The 22,497-nt window shown below is 41.3% G+C and carries 18 protein-coding genes; 6 read left to right on the forward strand and 12 right to left on the reverse strand.

Annotated features, from left to right (window positions below; translation table 11 throughout):
* Positions 1 to 215: 215 nt before the first annotated feature.
* Positions 216 to 2,117, reverse strand: a complete 1,902-nt coding sequence (locus tag M8998_RS00165) for a hypothetical protein (RefSeq protein WP_249989962.1) — start codon at positions 2,115 to 2,117, stop codon at positions 216 to 218.
* 15 nt (positions 2,118 to 2,132) lie between these two features.
* Positions 2,133 to 2,315 carry a hypothetical protein gene (locus tag M8998_RS00170; protein WP_249989963.1) on the reverse strand — a complete coding sequence of 61 codons (183 nt, stop codon included), beginning with the start codon at positions 2,313 to 2,315 and terminating at the stop codon, positions 2,133 to 2,135.
* Positions 2,316 to 2,439: 124 nt separating this feature from the next.
* Between M8998_RS00170 and M8998_RS00175 the strand changes: the two genes are divergently transcribed.
* The gene (locus M8998_RS00175) at positions 2,440 to 2,601 is read left to right on the forward strand and encodes a hypothetical protein (protein ID WP_249989964.1); all 162 of its coding nucleotides are present in this window, start codon (positions 2,440 to 2,442) and stop codon (positions 2,599 to 2,601) included.
* Positions 2,602 to 2,736: 135 nt separating this feature from the next.
* Here the strand turns inward: M8998_RS00175 and M8998_RS00180 are convergent, their stop codons facing one another.
* The 5 genes from M8998_RS00180 to M8998_RS00200 form a co-directional block, all read right to left on the reverse strand.
* Complete coding sequence (locus tag M8998_RS00180) at positions 2,737 to 4,632, reverse strand: hypothetical protein (protein ID WP_249989965.1); 1,896 nt, start codon at positions 4,630 to 4,632, stop codon at positions 2,737 to 2,739.
* A gap of 455 nt (positions 4,633 to 5,087) precedes the next feature.
* Positions 5,088 to 6,983 carry a hypothetical protein gene (locus M8998_RS00185; RefSeq protein WP_249989966.1) on the reverse strand — a complete coding sequence of 632 codons (1,896 nt, stop codon included), beginning with the start codon at positions 6,981 to 6,983 and terminating at the stop codon, positions 5,088 to 5,090.
* Positions 6,984 to 7,001: 18 nt separating this feature from the next.
* A complete protein-coding gene (locus tag M8998_RS00190) occupies positions 7,002 to 7,181 on the reverse strand; it encodes a hypothetical protein (protein WP_249989967.1) in 180 nt (59 codons plus the stop codon).
* A gap of 148 nt (positions 7,182 to 7,329) precedes the next feature.
* Positions 7,330 to 8,325, reverse strand: coding sequence for a helix-turn-helix domain-containing protein (locus M8998_RS00195; protein WP_249989968.1), 996 nt, complete (start codon positions 8,323 to 8,325; stop codon positions 7,330 to 7,332).
* Positions 8,326 to 9,306, reverse strand: a complete 981-nt coding sequence (locus M8998_RS00200; protein ID WP_249989969.1) for a helix-turn-helix domain-containing protein — start codon at positions 9,304 to 9,306, stop codon at positions 8,326 to 8,328. It abuts the gene before it with no gap.
* A 262-nt stretch (positions 9,307 to 9,568) separates the two neighbouring features.
* Here M8998_RS00200 and M8998_RS00205 point away from each other — a divergent pair, with 262 nt between their 5' ends.
* On the forward strand, positions 9,569 to 12,733 hold the full coding sequence (locus tag M8998_RS00205; RefSeq protein WP_249989970.1) for a TonB-dependent receptor: 3,165 nt from the start codon (positions 9,569 to 9,571) through the stop codon (positions 12,731 to 12,733).
* Between the two features lie 62 nt (positions 12,734 to 12,795).
* On the opposite strand, the gene M8998_RS00210 is transcribed toward M8998_RS00205, so the two are convergent.
* Positions 12,796 to 13,695 (reverse strand): EamA family transporter, encoded by a 900-nt coding sequence (locus M8998_RS00210; RefSeq protein WP_249989971.1) that lies wholly within the window; start codon positions 13,693 to 13,695, stop codon positions 12,796 to 12,798.
* A 74-nt stretch (positions 13,696 to 13,769) separates the two neighbouring features.
* On the opposite strand from M8998_RS00210, the gene M8998_RS00215 reads away from it, so the two are divergent.
* From M8998_RS00215 to M8998_RS00225, 3 genes are all read left to right on the forward strand, one after another.
* Positions 13,770 to 14,402 (forward strand): C40 family peptidase, encoded by a 633-nt coding sequence (locus tag M8998_RS00215; RefSeq protein WP_249989972.1) that lies wholly within the window; start codon positions 13,770 to 13,772, stop codon positions 14,400 to 14,402.
* Between the two features lie 83 nt (positions 14,403 to 14,485).
* Positions 14,486 to 14,980, forward strand: a complete 495-nt coding sequence (locus M8998_RS00220) for a hypothetical protein (protein WP_249989973.1) — start codon at positions 14,486 to 14,488, stop codon at positions 14,978 to 14,980.
* A 232-nt stretch (positions 14,981 to 15,212) separates the two neighbouring features.
* Positions 15,213 to 17,069, forward strand: coding sequence for a DNA polymerase III subunit gamma/tau (locus M8998_RS00225; RefSeq protein WP_249989974.1), 1,857 nt, complete (start codon positions 15,213 to 15,215; stop codon positions 17,067 to 17,069).
* A 71-nt stretch (positions 17,070 to 17,140) separates the two neighbouring features.
* Here M8998_RS00225 and M8998_RS00230 read toward each other — a convergent pair whose 3' ends face one another.
* The 3 genes from M8998_RS00230 to ubiE are packed head-to-tail and all read right to left on the reverse strand — an operon-like array spanning position 17,141 to position 19,098.
* Entirely contained in the window at positions 17,141 to 17,590 is a 450-nt protein-coding gene (locus tag M8998_RS00230; RefSeq protein ID WP_249989975.1) for a GatB/YqeY domain-containing protein, read from the reverse strand.
* A gap of 7 nt (positions 17,591 to 17,597) precedes the next feature.
* On the reverse strand, positions 17,598 to 18,359 hold the full coding sequence (locus M8998_RS00235; protein WP_249989976.1) for an SDR family NAD(P)-dependent oxidoreductase: 762 nt from the start codon (positions 18,357 to 18,359) through the stop codon (positions 17,598 to 17,600).
* Position 18,360: 1 nt separating this feature from the next.
* Complete coding sequence (gene ubiE, locus M8998_RS00240) at positions 18,361 to 19,098, reverse strand: bifunctional demethylmenaquinone methyltransferase/2-methoxy-6-polyprenyl-1,4-benzoquinol methylase UbiE (RefSeq protein ID WP_249989977.1); 738 nt, start codon at positions 19,096 to 19,098, stop codon at positions 18,361 to 18,363.
* Positions 19,099 to 19,493: 395 nt separating this feature from the next.
* Between ubiE and dnaB the strand changes: the two genes are divergently transcribed.
* The gene (dnaB, locus tag M8998_RS00245) at positions 19,494 to 21,086 is read left to right on the forward strand and encodes a replicative DNA helicase (RefSeq protein ID WP_249989978.1); all 1,593 of its coding nucleotides are present in this window, start codon (positions 19,494 to 19,496) and stop codon (positions 21,084 to 21,086) included.
* A gap of 205 nt (positions 21,087 to 21,291) precedes the next feature.
* Here dnaB and M8998_RS00250 read toward each other — a convergent pair whose 3' ends face one another.
* A complete protein-coding gene (locus tag M8998_RS00250; protein WP_249989979.1) occupies positions 21,292 to 22,332 on the reverse strand; it encodes a LacI family DNA-binding transcriptional regulator in 1,041 nt (346 codons plus the stop codon).
* Between the last annotated feature and the right edge of the window lie 165 nt (positions 22,333 to 22,497).

A 22,497-nucleotide genomic window follows, 5' to 3' on the forward strand; every position in this document is an offset into this window, starting at 1 on the left:
TAATATGTTTAGAATGCAAGTCCAATTTTCTAATTGGTACAACTGGTGTATGCAAAAATTATTGGTAAATAGCATTCTGCAATAGCGATCATACGCTGTCATAAATTTTGTGAAACTGGTTTTTTAAACTAATGAACAAATAAGGTTTCTTAGATCAAATAGACCAGTAAATCAAACCTCACACCTCCATTTTCGCCCTTCTCATCAAATTGGTTTTACTTGAGTTTTCCATAATAAGATTGGGCGACAAAGTATGAGAAAACATTGCCAAAAATTGCCGCGTTATAGATGTTCCAGCTGCCTGTCGGTCTGTTAGGTTCCTGAGCTTGAGATCCAGAAGCTGCTCCATACGCTTTCAAGGCTGGGAAGTAGTTGTTATCAGTTGCATATGGCACTGAAGTCCGTCCGGCTGTTTGTCCAGTTCTCATATTGTTTGCCGTGAAGCCGGTATCTCCGACATAAAATAAATTAAGTTTTTTATGTCGAAACATCGTTACGGAATTATGATTTTCAGCCTTATTTGCGGACCTCCTGGTATATGCGAAAATATTATTCAGTTCTGCTTCTGGAATATTGTCTATTGCTAAAGCCTGCCCTCCATCTTGACCCCAATATTGGTTTCTGACATCAGCAAATGGCCATGATAATACGTCTTTATCGACATCTGCTATCTTGTAGACTGCTCCGCCCCATTCCCATCCATCGTGCTCGCTGGTATTTACATTATTAGAATTAAATACCTTTCTAAAGAAATTTCTCGTAATAGCACCATTTACGTTTTCGAGCATTAATAAAACAGCTCCTCCATTTTGCAGATAACTATATAGCGCATTGTAATCATTATCATTTACAGTTCCGAAGACTGCCATAATGATCATATCTGGGTAGTTATCCGGGTTTGCTAATCGGTTGGCGAGATTATTGGCTGATGGAAGTATTCGTTCATGATCAAATCCCTTAACCCGTAGGTATGGACTGGTTTCGGAAAAGTTAGATGTAGACCGTAAAAAGCCTCCACAAGCGGTAGCAGGATTATACCCTGTGTATCCCCACGCCCATCCTAAACCATCGTCTTCCACGTGTAAGATTTTTTGAATAGGGAAGATTTTTCTCAATCTCAGCTTAGCTTGATGTAGTACCCCTTGTCCATTGGTCTGAAACGAAAATGTGGCCTGTCCTCCGTTAGGTAAATCGTTAGTCAGATTTACACTATTTTGATTGGACACTTTTACGATCAAATCCCTCATGATGATACTGTAGCTATCCTGAGAAAAATCGGAGGTATAATACGTGGTATACTTTTCACGTCCGGTTTCAGGATTATCTTTCCATACCACCTGATCTATTTTTTGGGTATGTAAATCAGCGGACAACTGTCCGTCATAGAGATTAAACTCTGCCGTCTTGATATAGTCATCTAAAAAAGAAACATTTGCGGTTTCCATATCACCAAATAGCCCTCTTGTATCCACGTCAATTCTAATTTGTTTTAGCTGATTTATAAACAGTATGGCTAATCTGTTATCTCCTGAATTTGAAAAATTAATTTTTCCTTTTGCATATAGAAGTGGTTTGTCTGTAGTTGTTTCGATGATGGGGTTTTCGGGATTAACTTCTGGGATAGATTCTGTGCTATTGTAGCTATATGCCCACCATTCATATTCTTGATCACGTACAATTGCCAAACTTAGTGGCGTACCGGATGTACCTTGCACAGAGTGTTCATATCTTTTCGTAGTGGTGTTATACAATGCGATCCAGAATTTTACGCCTTGTTGCATTGGAGATGTCGCGGACCTTGAGTAGGTCGTGGTATTTACCAGCTCAGAATCATGAAAATCTTGAGACCGATCCAAACATTCCAATTCCATAGACATCTTGGCGTTCTCGATATTGCTGTGAAATGGCACATTCTGGTGATTTGCTAATTCCGGCGATGCAACCGCTGCTCTGGCAGAGATTTGTGAATTGACCTCCGGGTTGGTGATACCACTAACTAACACGGTGACCATATTAGGGTCGGTATGTAGATCAATCTTCTGATCCTTAGCACATGATGTGATAAGCAAGATGCTTACTACACATGACCAGTAGGTTGTTAATTTAATTTTACTCATCGCTAGATAATGTTATTAGTCCATTAAATCCCAATCTAAAGCACTTTCCTCCTTGATTTCATCCTGAATTGATGGAGTGCTATCATTTGTGCCTCCAGGAGTCACATTGACTGAAGATGCGCATATAACATCTTCAGGAATTACATAGTGAATCTCAATAACTGGAGGGACGTAATATTTTTTTTTAATTGCTTTCATGTGCCTATGTATTAAACATTGAAATGAAATTATTTATATTTTTATGACACAAAATTACATATACCGAACGTCTGAGGGAGTCCAGAATAAGCCATGATAATAGGGAAATAAGACAAAGTTTTGGTTGGAAGTAGTGGTTAGAATATATTATTTAGACGGGATGCCAGATGTATTGATGCTGGTACACAGCTATTTGTTACTCACGATGCTTACCCGATATTATAACTCGAAAGCACTGCTGGATGACAGGTTATGGTGGTCGCCCGAGAACGCGAATACCACATAACCTCGCTTGATTTTTAATTCCGAAATTCTTCCGATAGCATTTGCTCCGGATGCTCGAAAAATGGATCTCTGATCCGGTTATAGAATGTTATACAAAAGTAACACCTGCCAAACTGATTACTCATTGAGCTGATTTTTACTTGAGTTTGCCGTAATAAGACTGGGCGACAAAAAAAGAGAAAACATTACCAAAAATTGCCGAATTGTACACGTCCCAACTGCCTTTAGGCTTATAGGGTTCCTGAGCTCGCGATTTAGATGCTGCTCCATATGCTTTCGAGGTTGGAAAGTTATTGCCATCAGTAGCATACGGTTGAGAGGTCCGTCCGGATGTTTGCCCATTTCTCATATTGTTTGCCGTGAAGCCGGTATCTCCGACATAAAATAAATTAAGTTTTTTATGTCGAAACATCGTGACGCTATTATGGTATTCAGCCTTATTTGCAGACCTCCTGCTGTACACGAAAATGTTGTTCAGTTCTGCCTCCGGAATATTATTGATCAATAAGGAATTTCCTAGGTCTTGACCCCAATAATGGTTTCTCACATCAGCAAATGGTCCTGATAACACGTCTTTATCGACATCTGCTATCTTGTAAACTGCTCCACCCCATTCCTTTCCGTCGCGCTCGCTGAGAGTTACATTGGCTGAGTTAAATAGTGTTCTGAAAAAATCTCTGGTAGCGCCACTAACGTCTTCAGTCATTAAAAAGACCGTGCCGCCTTTTTGTAAATAATCGTACAGCCCACTATAATCCTGTCTATTCAGAGTTTTGAACACTCCCAGAATGACCACGTCAGGAAGGTTATTTGGATTTCCTAGGCGATGAGCGAGGTTATTTGCCACCGGAAAAATTTGCTCATGTTCAAACCCCTTAACCCGTAGGTATGGACTTGTTTTAGAAAAGTTAGATGTAGACCTTAAAAAGCCTCCGAAAGCGGTAGCAGAATTATACCCTGTGTATCCCCATTTCCATCCCTTATTATCTTCCACATGTAAGATCTTTTGAATAGGGAATATCTTTCTCAATTTCAGCTTAGCTTGATGTAGTACTCCTTGTCCATTGGTTTGAAACGAAAATGTGGCCTGTCCTCCGTTGGGTAAATCATTAGTCAGGTTTACGCTATTTTTATTGGGTACTTTTATCATCAAATCTCTCATGATGATATTGTAGCTATCGTGAGAAAAATCGGAGGTATAATACGTGGTATATTTTTCACGTCCGGTTTCAGGATTATCTTTCCATACCAATTTATCTATCTTTTTGTTATGTAAATCAGCGGACAACTGCCCGTTGTAGAGATTAAACTCTGCCGTCTTGATATAGTCATCCAAAAAAGAAACATTTGCGGTTTCAATATCTCCAAATAACCCTCTTGTATCCACGTCAATTCTAATTTGTTTTAGCTGATTTATAAAAAGTATGGCTAATCTGTTATCTCCAGAATTTGAAAAATTAATTTTTCCTTTAGCATATAGAAGTGGTTTGTCTGTAGTTGTTTCGATGATGGGGTTTTCGGGATTAACTTCTGGGATAGATTCTGTGCTATTGTAGCTATATGCCCACCATTCATAGTCTTGACCACGTACAATTGCCAAACTTAGTGGTGTACCGGATGTACCTTGCACAGAATGTTCATATCTTTTCGTAGTGGTATTATACAATGCTATCCAGAATTTTACGCCTTGTTGCATTGGAGATGTCGCGGATCTTGAGTAGGTCGTGGTATTTACCAGCTCCGAATCATAAAAATTTTGCGATCGATCCAAACATTCCAATTCCATAGACATCTCGGCGTTCTCGATATTGCTGTGAAACGGTACATTCTGGTGATTTGCTGATTCCGGCGATGCAACCGCTGCTCTGGCAGAGATTTGTGAATTGACTTCTGGGTTGGTGATACCGCCAACTAATACGGTTACGATATTGGGTTCTGTATGCAGATCAATTTGTTTATTCTTCGCACATGATGTGATAAGCAAGATGCTTAATACACATGAAAAGTAGGTTGTTAATTTAATTTTATTCATCGCCAGATAATACTATTAGTTCATTATTCCCTTTATAAAATGCTCTCCTCTTCGATTTCATTTTGCATTAACGATTCGCTTCTAGTAGACACATTGAATGAGGATGCGCATAAGCATCCTCAAAAGCGGCATAGTGAATCCTACGGAAAGGCGTTATGCTTTTTTATTGCTTTAGTAGATGTTAGGGTCATCAAAAAATGAAATTATTCCTTTTTTTGATGATACAAAATTACATTTCTAACCAATCTGAGGGTAACCATAATAAGTCACGATAATAGGAAAATAAGACAAAGTTTTATTAGAAAGCATCATTCAGAGTATATATTTATGCGGTATAGAGTGTGTTGTGATTGCTTGTTAACAGCTGTTTGATGTTTAATATACTTATCCATAGGGTTGTAAATAGTTTCGTTGGAGTACCGCCTGCTGAATTTGGCTACTCATCGAACTGATTTTTACTTGAGTTTTCTATAAAAAGACTGGGCGACAAAAAGTGAGAAAACATTACCAAAAAGCGCCGAGTTATACACTTCCCAGCTGCCTGTAGGTTTGTTAGGTTCCTGAGCTAGTGGCCCTGATGCTGGTCCATATTTTTTCGAGTTTGGAAAATTGTTGCTATCAGTTGCATAAGCGCGAGTATTTCGTCCACTTGTTTGCCCATTTCTCATGTCATTTGCCGTGAAGCCTGTATCTCCGACATAAAATAAATTAAGTTTTTTATGCCGAAACATCGTGACGCCATTATGATTTTCAGTCTTATTTGCGGACCTCCTGGTGTACACGAAAATGTTGTTTAATTCTGCTTCTGGAATATTGTCTATTGTTAAAGTCTGTCCTCCATCTTGACCCCAATAGTGGTTTCTGACATCAGCAAATGGTCCTGATAACACGTCTTTATCGACATCTGCTATTTTGTAGACTGCTCCACCACCTTCTCTTTCATCGTGCTCGCTGATAGATATATTTGCCGAATTAAAAACTTTTCTGAAAAAGTCTCTTGTAATGGTACCATTTATATTTTCGATCATTAAAAAGACAGCACCTCCGTATTTCAGATAATTATACAGCGCGGTGTAATCGTTGTTATTTAATGTTGCGAACACTCCCATGATGATGATGTCGGGATAGTTATCTGGGGTTGCTAATCGGTTAGCAACGTTATTGGCGTTAGAAATTACTTGCTCATGTGTAAATCCTTTGACCCTAAGATATGGACTGGTTTCGGAGAAATTAGATTTAGACCTTAAAAATTGTGCACATGCCGTGTGAGTTTTATATCCTGTATATCCATAAAATGTATCACCATCTTCCACATGTAAGATTTTTTGAATAGGGAATATCTTTCTCAATCTCAGCTTAGCTTGATGTAATACCCCTTGTCCATTGGTTTGAAACGAAAATGTGGCCTGTCCTCCGTTGGGTAAATCATTAGTCAGATTTACGCTATTTTGATTGGGCACTTTTATGATCAAATCTCTCATGATGATACTGTAGCTATCGTGAGAAAAATCGGAGGTATAAAACGTAATATATTTTTCACGTCCGGTTTCAGGATTATCTTTCCATACCACCTGATCTATTTTTTTGGTATGTAAATCAGCGGACAACTGTCCGTCATAGAGATTAAACTCTGCCGTCTTGATATAGTCATCCAAAAAAGAAACATTTGCGGTTTCAATATCTCCAAATAACCCTCTTGTATCCACGTCAATTCTAATTTGTTTTAGCTGATTTATAAAAAGTATGGCTAATCTGTTATCTCCAGAATTTGAAAAATTAATTTTTCCTTTAGCATATAGAAGTGGTTTGTCTGTAGTTGTTTCGATGATGGGGTTTTCGGGATTAACTTCTGGGATAGATTCTGTGCTATTGTAGCTATATGCCCACCATTCATAGTCTTGACCACGTACAATTGCCAAACTTAGTGGTGTACCGGATGTACCTTGCACAGAATGTTCATATCTTTTCGTAGTTGTATTATATAAAGCGATCCAGAATTTTACGCCTTGTTGCATTGGAGATGTCGCAGATCTTGAGTAGGTCGCGGTATTTACCAGCTCAGAATCATGAAAATTTTGAGACCGATCCAAACATTCCAATTCCATAGACATCTTGGCGTTCTCGATATTGCTGTGAAACGGTACATTCTGGTGATTTGCTGATTCCGGCGATGCAACCGCTGCTCTGGCAGAGATTTGTGAATTGAATTCTGGGTTGGTAATACCGCCAACTAATACAGTTACGATATTGGATTCTGTATGTCGATCAATCTTTTTATCCTTGGCGCATGATGTGATAAATGAGATGCTTAATACACATGACCAGTAGGTTATAAATTTAATTTTGTTCATCACCAGATAACATTGTTTTTAGGATAGATCCCAATCTAAAGCACTTTCCTCCTTGATCTCATCCTGAATTAATGGGGTGCTATTATTTGTGCCGCCAGGAGACACATTGACTGAAGATGCGCATATAACATCTTCAGGAATTACATAGTGAATCTCAATAACAGGAGAGATGTAATGTTTTTTTTTAATGACTTTCATATACGTTTATGTTAAACAATAAAATGAAATCGTTCATTTTATTGATGACACAAAATTATGTCCCGTAGCCGCTTGAGGGCACCCCAAATAAGCCATGATAATAGGGAAATAAGACAAAGTTTTATTGGAAAAAAATACTGAGCGTGTGCTATTTATTCCTTACCAACAGGGAGTTGGGATTTATTCCAAATTTATTTTTATAGACCTCTGCAAAATAGCTAGGCTTGCTATATCCAAGTTCATAGGCTACTTCAGAGACGTGACTGAAATTGCCACTCTCAAGCAGCTCTTTTCCAAGAAGGAGCTTTTCGTTTATAAAAAATTGTTTTGGGCTAAAGTGAAGGAGTTTTTTAAAAAGCGACTTGTATTTCGATACCGACATTCCGGCCGTGCGTGCGAGCGTTTCAATCGTTGGAAAATCTGAAAGAAGTTGTTCCGTCAGGTAGTTGGCGGATGCCATAATAGATTCTACTTCTTGCTTAGGGAGTTTATTGATAATAGGCGCATTGGTCGCGCGTTCTACTAGGTAAGCAAGCAGATAAAGTGCAGTGTGCTTTAAATGAAATTCAAAGGATACGTCGTTAATATCCTTACTCTTTAATCTGTTGAGTAAAATCCTACTCCTGGAATCTATATGGCTGTAATAATACAACGTATCTATTGACTGCTCAGAGACAGGAAAATCGACATTTGCATGTTGATTAATGGCTGTAAGATTAGGCAATAGCTTTTTGGAAATTAGTAGACGCAGACTATAAGACCTTGCTCCTACAGGTGGTAAGAGAGAGGTTGGTATGCTTGAGTCCATGAAAGCCATTCCCAACTTCGAGTAGTAGCCAGCCCTATGAGGTGTACCATTTAGTAAATGAGTGGTTATTTTTTCGCCGAGATCATAATACGCAAAATAAAGATCATCTTTAGGAACGCGTGTAATAGTAACTGGTTCATGAAAATACATGTCTATCAAGAATACAGAAAGACCCGGCAGTACTTCTAAAAATATCCCAGCACCCTCTGCGAGTTGTTTTGGCATTCGCAAGATCTTTCCATCGATTAATTCCGCTCCAATATCATTCGAAATAGTTTTCAACCATTCCGGCGTCAGCGTATAATTGAAGAGAAACTTTTTTCTGATCAGATCCACTTATAAAAAGGTTAAGTATTCTCTTGGAGTAAAACCATATGTATTTTTGAATTGCTCTATAAAGTGCGAAGCATCAAAAAAAGCAAACGAATCGGCCACTTCAGCTATGGAATAGTTTCCAGTTTCCAGCATTTGCTTTGCGGCATCCAATTTGTTGGTCAGAAAAAAAACATGGGCACTCATACCGGTGATTTTTTTAAAGAGTTGCTTGTATTTGCTTTCAGACATATTTACCGAAGCTGCTAGCGTCTCGATTCCCGAAAATGTACCATGTATACCATCGATGATGGCGGACTGCGAACTAACAATCCCTACAATGTCTTCCTGAGAAACCTTATCTAGGACAATATCATGGTCAATAACCTGATCTAGGTAATCGCCCATAAGCCCATATACCGTACCGATCAAATAGGTGTTGAAAAGAGGGTTTTCAAAGCTCGTTTTACGCAGCTCATTCATCAGAAACCAGGCTTGATTGCTTGCTCGCTCAAACCGAACAAGAGTATTTTGCTCCGCATCAAAAAGTGCATCCTTGATTTCTTCGAATTTGGGGATTTTTGACAAGCTTTGCAGCAAAGCTGTCTTTTTAATAAAGATGTAAATGGAGAAACTCTTGCTCCCCGACTTAACCATATAATCTGCAGGCAACGTAGCGTCAACCACTGCCACGTTATACGCCCAACGCCCAATTGTTTTTTTGACGTCGTCCATAATCTGTATGAAATCACCCTCTGTTTGGTTGAAATAGATGCCAACAAAATCCTCCGTAGTGTTACGCATCTGGTAACTTATATCACTATGGTAAGTAACGTCCTGAAAAAAAGTGCTTAGATAATCATTGATCTGATATCCATAGAGTGTGCCTGTCATTAGGTGATCTGGACAATTGATCCGTCCATTTTCAAGGCTGCCATCAAGGGATTGAGTTAATCCTTCCATCCAGTCCATCTCTACACCATATCCTAGAACGACATTTTTCATGATTATTCTGTTATCTCCTAATATTCGTTTCCATATTAAATATAAGGAATAATTGCGACAAAATTACTTTTTTTATCGGGACAGGTAATCTTACACTATTTGTTTAAGGTTTGAAAATGATAATATTGCCTTTTTAAGATGTCGTGATTAGGTGATCAAGGTGTGCATTTAATAACTTTATATTAACTTTAAGTTGTTATCCTCATAATCTTGGCCACTTAATTTTGCTTATCATTTTAATCAACGCTATTCTAATCCCTTTATGAAAAGAAGTTACACAGTGAATGGAAGCCAAATACTTATGTTAATTGCGCTACTTTTCGTTTTTAGCCATACTAGTTACGCGCAAGGCACACAGGCGGCCATCAATGGACAAGTAATCGATGCCTCAGGAACACCCGTGTCGGGAGCCACAGTTCGGGTACGTAATGAGTCCACCGGTTTTACGACGACCTCTGTAAGTAACGATCGTGGAAACTTTGATATTAAACAGCTTCCGTTGGGTGGGCCATATGTCGCGACAGCTACCCACATGAGTAGTGGAGAAGGAGCTGTAACAGGTATTTATTTAAATCAGGGCGATGTGGCACGTATACAGATTGAAATTGTCTCTCGGTCCACTAGCTTGGATGTGGTAGAAGTAAACGCTTCCGGTTTGGTAAATACCAAAGATTACCTTGGTGCCGCAACGGCCTTTTCATCTAAAGTAATTCGCTCTCTGCCTGTGAATGGCCGGAATTTTACTTCTCTCACGGAACTCTCTCCATTGGCGACGCCAGGGGGTAGTATTTCTGGTCAGCTGGCTTCTTCCACCAACTTTACTATTGACGGTATGAATGCCAAAAATCCTACTTCCGCAGGCGCAACCACAGCACGGAGCGGTGCACCGTACTCCTTATCCATGGAAGCGGTGCGAGAATTTAAAGTAGTGACGAACCAATACGATGTTACCTTTGGCCGTAGTGGGGGCGGGATGGTTAGTGCTGTTACCAAACAAGGAACCAATACATTTACCGGATCAGCTTTTATGTTTGGTCGTGCCGATTGGTCTAGCAGTCAGTATGATATTGCAGGCAACCCACGTTTGGGGAGTTACGCGACCTATCAATATGGTTTCTCTTTAGGAGGTCCGATTATAAAAGATAAGTTACACTTCTTTGCTGTGTGGGACCGTCAACAAGATAATCGTGCATTACTGATTGCCGATTTACGTGGTGGCTTAAATCAGCAAGTTTTTCGTATTAACGAGCAGACATTGGATAATTATCTTGACATCGCCAGAAGCCGATACGGTGTTTCTGATGTGCCACAGACCGGTGCGATCGATAAGCGTCGTACATCCGATGCAGCTTTCTTACGCCTAGACTGGCAGATCAATGATAAAAATCTACTCACCATTCGCAATAACATGACCTATGACTACAACCCACTGGGCTTGGCGGATAATACGGCCATCAATTTGCTGGAGTCTTATGGTAACGATAAGAATGTAGACAATAGTTTTCTAGCCACGTTACGTACCTCTATATCGCCTCGTTTAACGAACGAAATAAAGCTACAACATCTCTACGTTTATCAAAATAGTACGCAGGGCAACCAGATCGCGCCTGGATACATTCCCAGAGCAATAGTGGAGGGAGTAGCGTCTGACATAGACGGCACCACACTGCGTACCAATCTGCAATTGGGAGGCCATCGTTTCGGTCAGGAAAGTTTTCGAAACCACGTGGTGCAATTGATGAATAACCTGTATTATGATACCGACTGGGCAAAATATGTGTTCGGTGTAGATCTGATGACTACCAGTTCGACGTCGGTATATGGCTCAGAAGTCAACGGACGCTTTCACTTTTCAGGCTTAGATAACTTAGCACAAGGAAATGCGTATCGATACTATCGAGAAGTGCCACTCAAGGACGATGTGGCTGTACGCGGTACAATTGCAAATATAGGCCTCTATGGGCAGTTGCGCAAAGATATTGGCCCAGGCATGGAACTGACTGCGGGTCTTCGGATGGACTATGCGGGCTACCCTACAGCGCAGTACAATGCATTGGTGGATGAGGAATTGGGCATTCGTACAGACAACAAATTAGGAACATTTATCATTCAGCCACGCTTACAATTTAGCTGGGATATTAATCAGAATGGTACGGATATTATCCGTGCTGGTGGTGGTGTTTTTGCTTCAGATATTAACAATTACATGATCATCAATAATTTAACCTTTGATGGATCTAACTTTGCTACAGTGGATGTGCGCGGAGCGGATGTGCCTGTGCCTAACTTTCCAGGATATCGTGCCGATCAGAGTACCATTCCAGCGGTATTGAATCGTGGTGTGCCGACAATTAATTATACGGGTGAAAATGCGGATGTACCAACGGTATACAAAGCCAATTTATCGTACACACGATTTATCACAGACCGGTTCAAGGTTAGTGCAACAGGTTATATGACCTTAGGCCGCAACAATTATACGTATATCGATCGCAATATGGTGGCGGAGCCAGCTTTCACACTAGCGAATGAAGGCAATAGAAGTGTGTTTGTGCCTAGAGAATCGATTCCAAATAATGGACAGCCAGACTGGCAACAAGGCCGTTTGTCGAATCAACTAGGGAGGGTGTTGGAGCTCACCAGTATCGGTAAAGTCAACAACTACGCTGTGGTATTAGACGGTACTTATAACTACTTTAAAGATGGAACCATCACGGTGAGCTATACCTGGAATGATACCAGAGACAACACCTCGTTCAACGGAAATGTCGCTAACTCGGCAACTTTATCTCAAGCCGTGGTGAACGATCCACGTGATCTCAGTGCAGTCACCTATTCTTCTAATCAATTCCGTCATAAGTTTGTCGCCTATGGTAATTTGCCGACATGGTATGGGGTGCAGGTTGGTCTTCGTTATACCGGTATCGGAGGTACGCGATACAGTTTGTTGGCGGGAGCCAACACCACTGGTGACTTTGGTGGCGCAGCAAATAAGTTGGCTTATATATTTGATTATACGAGCGCCAATACACCCGATAACATCCGTACCGGCTTACAGGCAATTCTGGACAATCCGGAAGCAAGTCAGAGCATGAAAGACTATATTCAGGCTTACAGAGGTACTTTCGCGGAACGAAATGGCGGAATTAATGGGTTTTACGGAACGGTGGACTTGCGTCTAGCTAAAAATATACGTTTCTATAGAACGCACAGCATCGAGCTTTCCGCGGAGATTTTCAACTTCATGAACATGCTGAATAAGGAATGGGGTGTAATGCATAACCTGGCATCTCAGGCGCTGTATGCTTTGCCTGCTGCAAATGCATTTACCGATGGTCAATTCAATTATAATGTGAATAGTAATGGCCAAGTAGCGCCTACCGGTAATCCATTTCAAGTACAGTTTGGATTGCGGTACGCTTTTTAATACCGCATCTGCACCTGGTTAAATTCAAGTGAATACAAAAATGAAAAAACTCCTGTAAGTTATCATACAGGAGTTTTTTTTGGCTTCTGTAGTTGGATAATGATAATGACGGATAAAATAAATACTAAGCCGAACCATTGCCAACCTGATACGTATTCTCCCAGAACAAGATACGACATGGTTACCGCGACGGGCAGCTCTACCGCACTAAGAATACTTCCCAGAGAATAGCCGGTCTTTGGCATGCCATAAGCGAAGAGCAGTGGTGGGATGATTGTTCCGAATAAAGCTAGAAAAAAGCCATAAGGAAATAGATTGTACAGGTTTTCAATAGATAGTAAACCTACAGGTTTTAATAAAGCTATAATAAGAATTAAAGCACCAGTAACCATCAGGGCACTCTTTAATACAATAGGATAATCTTTACCAACTCTGCCATTCAGGATAATAAAGCAGGCAAATGCAGTTGCGGCACCCAAGCCATAAAGTACACCGCTAGCGGTAAGGCTAGGTACTTCCTGTTCAAACAAACCAGTAGAAAATAAAGTCCCGATAATAATAAACACACAGCCGATGAGTTGTATTTTACTAGGTGGCTTCTTAAATAGTAGAAATTCAAGGATGGCACCAATCCAGATGTACTGCATTAATAAGATAATGGCGATAGACGCAGGAACAAGTTGTACACATTGATAATATAGCACACTGACCAAGCCTGTACTCAAGCCGGCGATTACGAGTAGCCATTTTGGATCCTTACGTTGCGTACGTTTCTTCTGCACTTTTCCAATTTGGGATATCAGGTACAATATCCATAGAAAAACAACCCCGAAGAGAGCCTGCGAGCCGGTGACTTCACCTAGTGTGAAGCCGGCCTTGTAGGCTTTTTTCACGAAAGTAGAGAGCACGCCAAAACTAGCAGCTCCAATAAAAACAGCCAAAGAACCTTTCAATTTTTCCATCACCGGACAAAAGTAAATAACAATTGTGGAAAAAAGTACCTTGTTTTTTCGTGTCGCGAAAATACTTTTGTAAGATGGCAAATAGTACAATGAAGATGATGCGGTACAAAGGATATCATTTATTCATAATTCTTTGTGGCGCTCTACTGATTAGCTCCTGCGGAGCGAGAAAAAAAGGTAGCGGGAATAGTCGCTATGCTGTTCTGGAAAGTGGCAAACGATCCACTTCAAGAAATGCTCCTGTATCGGATGCCAGTAAGGCCAGGTCGATGAACTATTCTGGAAATAAACTAGATAACTATGCACAACTGCTTGGAGTGAATAGCCGAGATATCTCGAAGAGTAGCGATTTATATCTTTTCATAGATGACTGGATGGGTACACCACATCGCAACGGTGGATTAGATCGAAATGGAATGGATTGTTCTGCTTTTGTGGGATTACTTTATCGGGAAGTTTTTAGTCAAAATCTACCACGTACTTCCAGAGATATGGCGGATAATGTCAAACGTAAATACGAAAATCAATTGCGAGAGGGCGATTTAGTATTTTTTTCGTTTGGTGGGCGCAATATTGATCACGTTGGTATCTACTTACACAACGGCAAGTTTGTACATGTATCCACAAAAAAGGGCGTCATCATATCTGATCTGAAGGATACCTGGTATTATCGGTATTTCAAACGAGCTGGTAGCCCAAAAACTTAGTCAGCGCATCGTCTCTTTCTATACTTCCGGTCGGAAAGTGTGTTTAAATGCGTACTTTTGTGCGCACTTTACATTCAAAAACTATGTCTGACAGAGGAAAACGAATTTTTCTCGGAATTTGTATCATCGTTCCATTCTTTATTTATTGTTTTTACTATTACTCTGCAATGGTAAAAAATGCACCGTTTCGTTTTACGGACTTCGAGGCCATTGAGCTTACATTTGGTGCACCCGATTCGTTGAAAAATCACTATAGCTCTACCACAAATCTCTATCAGTTTGAGCGTAAAAATGGTACAGTAGCGCTAGATACAGTAAAGCTACGGGATAATGATCTCTTATATTTACACCGCAAAGCACAGGAACTTGGTTTTTGGAACGTGGACGATGATATGACGACTCCAGATGCTGATCGTCAACCATCGGCGGCAAGATTTATTCTTAAGTTTACGTATAAAGAAAAATCCAAAGAAGTAACCCTAGATACGGACTACCCAGGTAATCCGAAAATGAAGGAAGCTGCCAAGACAACCATTGACGAAGTTTTGAAAATGATTGCAGAGGCACAAGCCCGATAAATACTTCCGATAAGTATAAACATAACGCGTGGATAACACAGACTTTAAACAACGCTATTACCTTTGTGCAAGTAGATTATTTGTTTTATATACTTGTGTTTAGTTAGTTACAGGTCTGTTGTGAAACATGCCACTGAGTTATCAAAGAGCCATCCCCAAGATGGCTTTTTTCATGCCTTTTTTTGCAGTAGTCATATTGCGTAGGGTCGAATATTTCCGTAACTTCGTTGCAATGGACAATTTTATTGTTTCTGCCCGAAAATACCGCCCAGTCACTTTTGATTCGGTCGTTGGGCAGTCGCACATCACCAATACGTTGAAGAATGCAATACACAACAATCAGTTGGCGCAAGCATTCTTATTTTGTGGGCCCCGCGGTGTGGGGAAGACAACGTGTGCGCGTATCTTGGCGAAAACAATAAATTGTGAACAGATCACCGAAAATACCGAAGCCTGTGGAGAATGCAATAGCTGTATCTCTTTTCAGAACGGTAACTCTTTCAGCATCCACGAATTGGATGCGGCGTCCAATAATTCGGTAGAGGATATTCGCTCGTTGATCGACCAGGTTCGTATTCCACCTCAAACAGGGAAGTACAAAATCTATATCATTGATGAGGTGCATATGCTATCTCAGCAGGCTTTTAATGCTTTTCTAAAGACGCTGGAGGAACCGCCGACCTATGCCATCTTTATTTTAGCAACCACCGAAAAACATAAGATCCTTCCTACGATACTATCCCGTTGTCAGATTTTTGATTTCAATCGTATCCAGGTGGAAGATATGGCCAATCATCTGGCCAGAATCGCTAAGAATGAAGGTATCAGCTACGAAAATGATGGCCTGCATGTGATCGCACAGAAGGCCGATGGCGGATTGCGGGATGCACTGTCTATGTTCGATCAGATTGTGAGTTTCTCTAACAGGGAAGTCACTTATCGGGCAGTAATTGACAATCTCAATATTCTGGATTACGATTATTACTTTAATCTATTGCAGTACATTGCGCAGCAAGATGCTGCACAGGCTTTGCTCGTGTTTGACAAGGTGTTGAGCAATGGCTTCGATGGTGGACACTTTATGGCCGGCCTATCCACGCATTTGCGTAATCTACTGGTTGCGAAAGAACCTGTTACATTGAAATTACTGGAAGTAGGGAATACTATTCGCCAAAAATACTTAGAACAATCTCAACAGCTTAATAGTGGCTTGCTGCTGTCGGCACTGAATATCGCCAACCAATGCGAGATTAATTATCGAACCAGCAAAAACCATCGACTCCAAGTCGAATTGGCCTTGCTGAAAATGTGCCACATCGCTACGGCGATTAAATTGAGCTTAACAGAAACATCAACGGAAGTTGATGTAAAAAAAAAACTAACGGATAAACCGACCGTAAATATTCCGGAGACTAATAACCGCGTCGCGGAAAGTGTCATAACACCATCGTCGAAGCCGAACTCAGCAACGCCTGTTCAGACAGCGGATAACCCCGTTGTGCCATCAACTACACGCTCTACGGAAGGTGTGAATACCCCTAATCCTATTAGTACTTCGGGGAGTAATCCATCTGTGGCACAAGAACCGGAAGTAAAGCCAGTGCCTGCTCCGTCAAAAGGTTGGGGAGCAATGCCTGCCAAGAAGCTTTTGCCTAATCTCAACACGATTCTTGATCAAAAAACGGAGGAGAAAGAAGAAAATGAACTATTGCAAGGTTCTGAATTTGCTGCAATAGACGTCGAAGATTTCTACGCGAAGTGGGCTGCTTACGCTGATTATGTGAAGCAGGAAAATAAAATCACTTTGTATACGATTATGTCTTCTAGCACACCTGTACTGAAGGGAAACATGATCGAAGTAGAGGTAGAAAACATGGTGCAAATGGAGGAGATGAAGATGGGGAAAGTAGATATTCTGAATCACCTGCGTGTGCAACTACGCAACTACGGACTGGAAATCAAAGAAGTGGTTACCGAGAAAACGAAAGTGCGAAAACCCTATACTTCTCAAGAGAAATATCAATCAATGGTCTCCAAAAACCCAGCTTTGGAGACCTTGAGGAAGACGTTCAATTTAGGCTTGAGCTAAAGAAGCCTTAGTACCAAGGTGTTGCTTAGGCAATGACCTACTGCTTACCGTCTGTTTAATCGTCTGTAGTATTATCCTAATAGCGCTTTTACCACCTGAGATACCGTACTGCCATCGGCTTTACCTGCCAACCGTTGGTTCGCTAAGCCCATTACTTTTCCCATATCTTTCATGGATGAAGCACCCGTTTCCGACACAATTTCTTTCACCACTGCCTCAATCTCACTGCGATCCAGCTGTTTTGGTAAGTAGGCTTCAATGACCTCCTGCTCTTCCACTTCAATTTGATACAAATCCTCTCGGTTTTGCGTTTTATAGATTTCGGCCGACTCTTTACGCTGTTTTACCAATTTCTGAAGTACTTTGATTTCTGCATCTTCGGTGATTTCTTCTACATGCGTTTTGTCGGTTTTTGCTAATAAGATCGCCGACTTGATCGCGCGTAAACCTCTTAACTTCACATTGTCCTTCGCGATCATTGCCGCTTTAATATCCTGATTAATTGTGATTTCTAAAGACATAATATATTTATTTTCTATTTACAATAGTACCAGTGGCTTGTGCCGTAGGCATGATGAGTAGATCGTTGATATTGATGTGCGCCCGACGGGATAACACAAAGGCAATTACTTCTGCAATATCTTGTCCGGTCAAGGCGGTTACTCCATTATATACCGCTTTCGCCCGCTCAGTATCTCCATGGAAACGCACTTCCGAAAATTCTGTTTCCACCATACCAGGGTTGATGGCGGATACGCGTATTCCTTTTTCCAGTAGATCAATCCGCATCGCTTTATTTAAGGCATCCACCGCATGCTTAGTAGCACAATACACATTGCCATTGGGATATACCTCTTTGCCGGCAATCGAACCGATGTTGATGATATGTGCATTTTTGCTATTTTCCATTAGAGGAATCACTGCACGGCTCACGTATAATAAGCCTTTGACATTGGTGTCGATCATCGTATCCCAGTCGCTTAGTTGGCCACTCTGGATAGGATCCAATCCCTGACTTAAACCAGCATTGTTAATCAACACATCAATCTGTTGCCATTCTGCAGGTAGCGTTGTCACCGCTTGTTGTACTGCCGCCGCGTCACGTACATCCAAGGTAAATGTGAAAATGTCGGTACCTGGATGTTCTTGCTGGATGGCTTTTTTCAGGTCTTCCAGTCGTTCGGCACGGCGGGCACAAAGAACCAGGCGGTATCCTTCTTGAGCAAGCAGTAATGCGCAGGCTTTGCCAATACCTGAACTCGCTCCTGTAATCAATACGGTTCTGTTCATATTATTTAGTGGCTTCGTAAATCGTACAAAATCCAAAAGTTTGCGGACGTACTTTAGTTTCTGTAAACCCTGCTTTCTGCATCATTTCCGCAAATGCTTTGCCACTCGGGAATTGTGCAACCGACTCCGGCAAATAGCTGTAAGCCCGCTTGTCTTTAGAAATTAACCTTCCCAGTGCTGGCGTGAATTTGTGGAAGTAAAAGTGAAATAACTGCTTGATCGGGAATGCCGTAGGATTGGAAAGTTCCAAAACAATAGCTTTACCACCAGGACGGATCACACGGTTAATTTCATCCAATCCCTTTTGGAGATTTTCGAAATTTCGTACGCCAAAGGCAACCGTAACGGCATCAAAATCACCATCCTCGAAAGGCAGGTTTTCCGAATCGCCCAACATTACCTCAAACTGCGCTGTCAAAGCTTTCTTTTTTATCTTTTCTTTTGCCACAGAAAGCATACCTTCAGAAATGTCAATTCCGATTATTTTTTTTGGGTGCAACAGCTTGATGGATTCTATAGCAAAATCACCGGTACCTGTTGCCACATCTAAAATATGCTGTGGTTTTATAACGCGTAGCGAACGAATGGCTTTCCGTCGCCAAATGATATCAATACCCATCGTCATGAAGCGATTTAGCATGTCGTAGGTGGAAGAGATGTTGTTGAACATATCAGCCACCTGTTCCTTTTTATTGCCGTCTGCCGAGTAAGGTTTAACCGTTGAATTAGGAGCTGTCATAGCTGCAAAGATACATAATGCGCCAGGACACTACCTGCTATTTATGTAAAAATATGCATCCATGTTATGACTAAGTCCTATGTACATTGTTGCATTGCGATTGAATGATGAAAATACCTTATCCACATTTGGTATGTGAATTGTTGTTTATTGTAAATATAACGTTATCAATAGGTTAATTAACTTGTTCACATTGAAATGATTTGCAATGTGGAATACCTACAAGCGAGAAAGCACGCTAAACGGGCTATTATCACGTTTGATAAAAGAAGGTGTTTAAAACTAAAATCCTACACGGTAGCTATTTTTGTTACTTTTGCTATCCCATTAAATGTATTCTGTCTGACGGAATCTGGGAATGTGTGAAAAACCCTCTCTAAATCCAAATTTACTATATGTCACAACAAAGCGATAACAATACTAACGACTCCGGAAAACCCGGCAAGGCAAATTTGAACAGAAAGCGCGCAAGTGTTAGCAACTTGATCGGTGGACTGGGCAAGTTACCGCCGCAAGCCCCCGATCTGGAAGAGGCCGTATTGGGCGCGCTTATGTTAGAAAAAAATGCATTAAGTGAGGTTATAGACATTTTAAAGCCAGAGTCTTTTTATAAGGAATCGCACCAAAAGATTTTTCAGGCCATTTATAATCTGTTTCAAAAGACTTCACCGATTGATTTATTAACGGTGACCACTGAGTTGCGGCAAATGGGAGCCTTAGAGATGGTGGGCGGAGCATATTATATTACGCAATTAACCGATCGCGTCGTGTCTGCTGCAAACATTGAGTTCCATGCCCGTATTATCTCTCAGAAATACATACAACGGGAGCTTATCCAAGTTTCTACGGAGATTATCAACGCATCTTATGATGAAACCAGCGATATCTTCGATTTGCTGGATCATGCAGAGAAAAGCCTTTTTGATATCGCACAAAATAACCTACGTCGTGATTCCAGGAAGATGGATGATATCATGCGAGAAGCGATCAATGCATTGGAATTATTGCGCGATCGTACGGATGGATTGACCGGTATTCCAAGTGGTTTGACGGCCTTGGATCGCATGACGTCGGGCTGGCAGCCATCTGATTTGGTGATTATCGCAGCGCGTCCTGCGATGGGTAAAACAGCTTTCGTGCTTTCTGTAGCGCGAAATGCAGCAGTGGACCACCAACGTCCGGTAGCTGTATTCTCCTTAGAGATGTCTTCTGTACAGCTGGTAAATCGTTTGATTGCCGGAGAAACGGAGATTGAGCAAGAGAAATTAAAAAAAGGAAATCTGGCGGATCACGAATGGCAGCAATTGCATTCGCGCATTGGCCGATTGACAGAAGCGCCGCTTATCATTGACGATACACCAGCCTTAAATGTATTTGAGTTTCGTGCCAAATGCCGCCGTCTGAAAGCGCAGCATGATATACAGATGGTCATTGTCGATTATTTGCAACTGATGCATGGTAAAAGCGAAGGCAAAGGTGGCGGAAACCGGGAGCAGGAAATCGGTAGTATTTCCCGTGCGTTGAAGTCGGTGGCCAAAGAATTGAATGTGCCTGTGTTAGCCCTGTCACAATTAAGTCGTGCAGTAGAATCCAGACCCGGTAATAGTAAAAGACCAATGCTATCCGATTTACGTGAATCTGGATCTATCGAGCAGGACGCCGACATGGTGCTGTTCCTGTATCGTCCGGAGTACTATGGTATGACGGAAGATGAAGAAGGTCGCCCAACAGCAGGTGTTGGTGAGGTAATCATCGCGAAACACCGGAACGGGGAGACGGGTATTGTGCCGTTGAAATTTATCGGTAAATATGTGAAGTTTGTCGACCTTGAAGACGATTTTTACGGTATGGATAATGGTAAAGATGATGGTTTTGGTGCCTTCGGCGGACCGCCATCTCCGTCAGCAATGGCTCCCTCGGATAGTTTTGGAGGCGGCATCACGATGCCATCTCGTATGAATGATATGCCAGACGATGCTCCCTTTTAGATTTTCTAAATAAAGCCACCTGAGTTATAGAATAGGCTGTCTCGACAGCGCAAATATCGCTAAATCAAAGAATGAAAGCAATTCTCAACCGCGATCTTTCGCGGCTGTCATAACGATATTTACTACCAGTATCCCGTTAAAATGTCACAATTTTAATGGGAAAGCAGTACTTTAAAGATTATAATTACCTAACCATATCCGCAAACTATGAGGGGGTCAATTTGCGGCTCGAGGATTCACGGATAACGAGCTCTGGCTTCATCACTTCGCAACGGTAAGCATTTGGAGCGCCTTCCTTCGAAAAGTAGTCTAACAAGATTTTTGCCGATAACATACCCAATTCATAAGCTGGTTGCCATACGGTGGAGAGGGTGGGGTAAAAGTGCTGTGCATAAGGCTCATCATCGAAACCGATGACAGCAATGTCATGGGGTATGGCATATCCGCGTTCACGCAGATTGTGTAAAGCACCGATAGCGACAGCATCGTTAACAGCGAAAATAGCATCAAAAACCTGTTGCGTCGCAAACAATCTATCAATGGCATTGAAACCTGCTTCTGCGGAAAAATCGTCGCTGCGAATAATCAATTCGGAATTTATCCGAAGATTGTTTTCATAATGTGCGTCGAGATAGCCATCCAGTCGTTGTTTAAATGTAGGGAAAGAGATCGGACCAGCTATATGGACAATTCGTTTGGAACCGCTGCTGATCAGGTAGTCTACGGCTTCATAGGCTCCTGTATAACTATCCACCAAAACTTTATCAGCTTCAAAATTTGGACAATCGCGATCGAAAATAACTAAGGGTATTCCCGCGTTTCTTAACTGTTCAAAATGTTGGTAATCCTTTGTTTCGTGGCTTGGACTGATGAGTACACCATCCAATCGCAGAGCCGCCATATCCAGTAATAGTTCTCGTTCCTCCTCAAATGATTCGTTGGTTTGGTAGATCAAGAGCTTATAGCCAGCTTCGCTTACCATATCCTGCACTCCGCTGATGACCGTCGCAAAAAAATAACCTGTAATTTCTGGAACAACAACGCCAATAACACCGGTTGTATCATGAAGCAGACCTAATGCCAATCGATTAGGTTGGTATTTAAGCCGTTCGGCGAGTTCCAATACCCTGTTTGTGGTGTGTTCGCTTATTGCGGGGTGGTGCCGCAGTGCACGTGAGACGGTGGACGCTGATAGGCCAAGCTCTTTCGCAAGGTCGGTGATAGAGGTTTGACGTTTTTTTTTCATAATTGATTTATAAATGATTCCTATTTGGATAGCCGCAACGCACGCCTCGGAAAAAACAGTCGATAATGTGAACAATCTAGACTGGTGTTATTAAAGTATGAAGTTACGTAATGATTTGGGTAACTAATTTCTACAACATATCTTTTTTTGGGACATATCATTTGA

The sequence above is a fragment of the Sphingobacterium sp. lm-10 genome (assembly GCF_023554555.1).
Taxonomy (GTDB): Bacteria; Bacteroidota; Bacteroidia; order Sphingobacteriales; family Sphingobacteriaceae; genus Sphingobacterium.

Bases quoted from the DNA above. Each gene is read 5' to 3' on its own strand.
- M8998_RS00210 (WP_249989971.1), bottom strand. From the start codon at position 13,695: ATGGAAAAATTGAAAGGTTCTTTGGCTGTTTTTATTGGAGCTGCTAGT.
- M8998_RS00180 (WP_249989965.1), bottom strand. From the start codon at position 4,632: ATGAATAAAATTAAATTAACAACCTACTTTTCATGTGTATTAAGCATC.
- M8998_RS00165 (WP_249989962.1), bottom strand. From the start codon at position 2,117: ATGAGTAAAATTAAATTAACAACCTACTGGTCATGTGTAGTAAGCATC.
- ubiE (WP_249989977.1), bottom strand. From the start codon at position 19,098: ATGACAGCTCCTAATTCAACGGTTAAACCTTACTCGGCAGACGGCAAT.
- M8998_RS00185 (WP_249989966.1), bottom strand. From the start codon at position 6,983: ATGAACAAAATTAAATTTATAACCTACTGGTCATGTGTATTAAGCATC.
- dnaB (WP_249989978.1), top strand. From the start codon at position 19,494: ATGTCACAACAAAGCGATAACAATACTAACGACTCCGGAAAACCCGGC.
- M8998_RS00215 (WP_249989972.1), top strand. From the start codon at position 13,770: ATGGCAAATAGTACAATGAAGATGATGCGGTACAAAGGATATCATTTA.
- M8998_RS00200 (WP_249989969.1), bottom strand. From the start codon at position 9,306: ATGAAAAATGTCGTTCTAGGATATGGTGTAGAGATGGACTGGATGGAA.
- M8998_RS00225 (WP_249989974.1), top strand. From the start codon at position 15,213: ATGGACAATTTTATTGTTTCTGCCCGAAAATACCGCCCAGTCACTTTT.
- M8998_RS00170 (WP_249989963.1), bottom strand. From the start codon at position 2,315: ATGAAAGCAATTAAAAAAAAATATTACGTCCCTCCAGTTATTGAGATT.
- M8998_RS00220 (WP_249989973.1), top strand. From the start codon at position 14,486: ATGTCTGACAGAGGAAAACGAATTTTTCTCGGAATTTGTATCATCGTT.
- M8998_RS00235 (WP_249989976.1), bottom strand. From the start codon at position 18,359: ATGAACAGAACCGTATTGATTACAGGAGCGAGTTCAGGTATTGGCAAA.
- M8998_RS00250 (WP_249989979.1), bottom strand. From the start codon at position 22,332: ATGAAAAAAAAACGTCAAACCTCTATCACCGACCTTGCGAAAGAGCTT.
- M8998_RS00230 (WP_249989975.1), bottom strand. From the start codon at position 17,590: ATGTCTTTAGAAATCACAATTAATCAGGATATTAAAGCGGCAATGATC.
- M8998_RS00190 (WP_249989967.1), bottom strand. From the start codon at position 7,181: ATGAAAGTCATTAAAAAAAAACATTACATCTCTCCTGTTATTGAGATT.
- M8998_RS00205 (WP_249989970.1), top strand. From the start codon at position 9,569: ATGAAAAGAAGTTACACAGTGAATGGAAGCCAAATACTTATGTTAATT.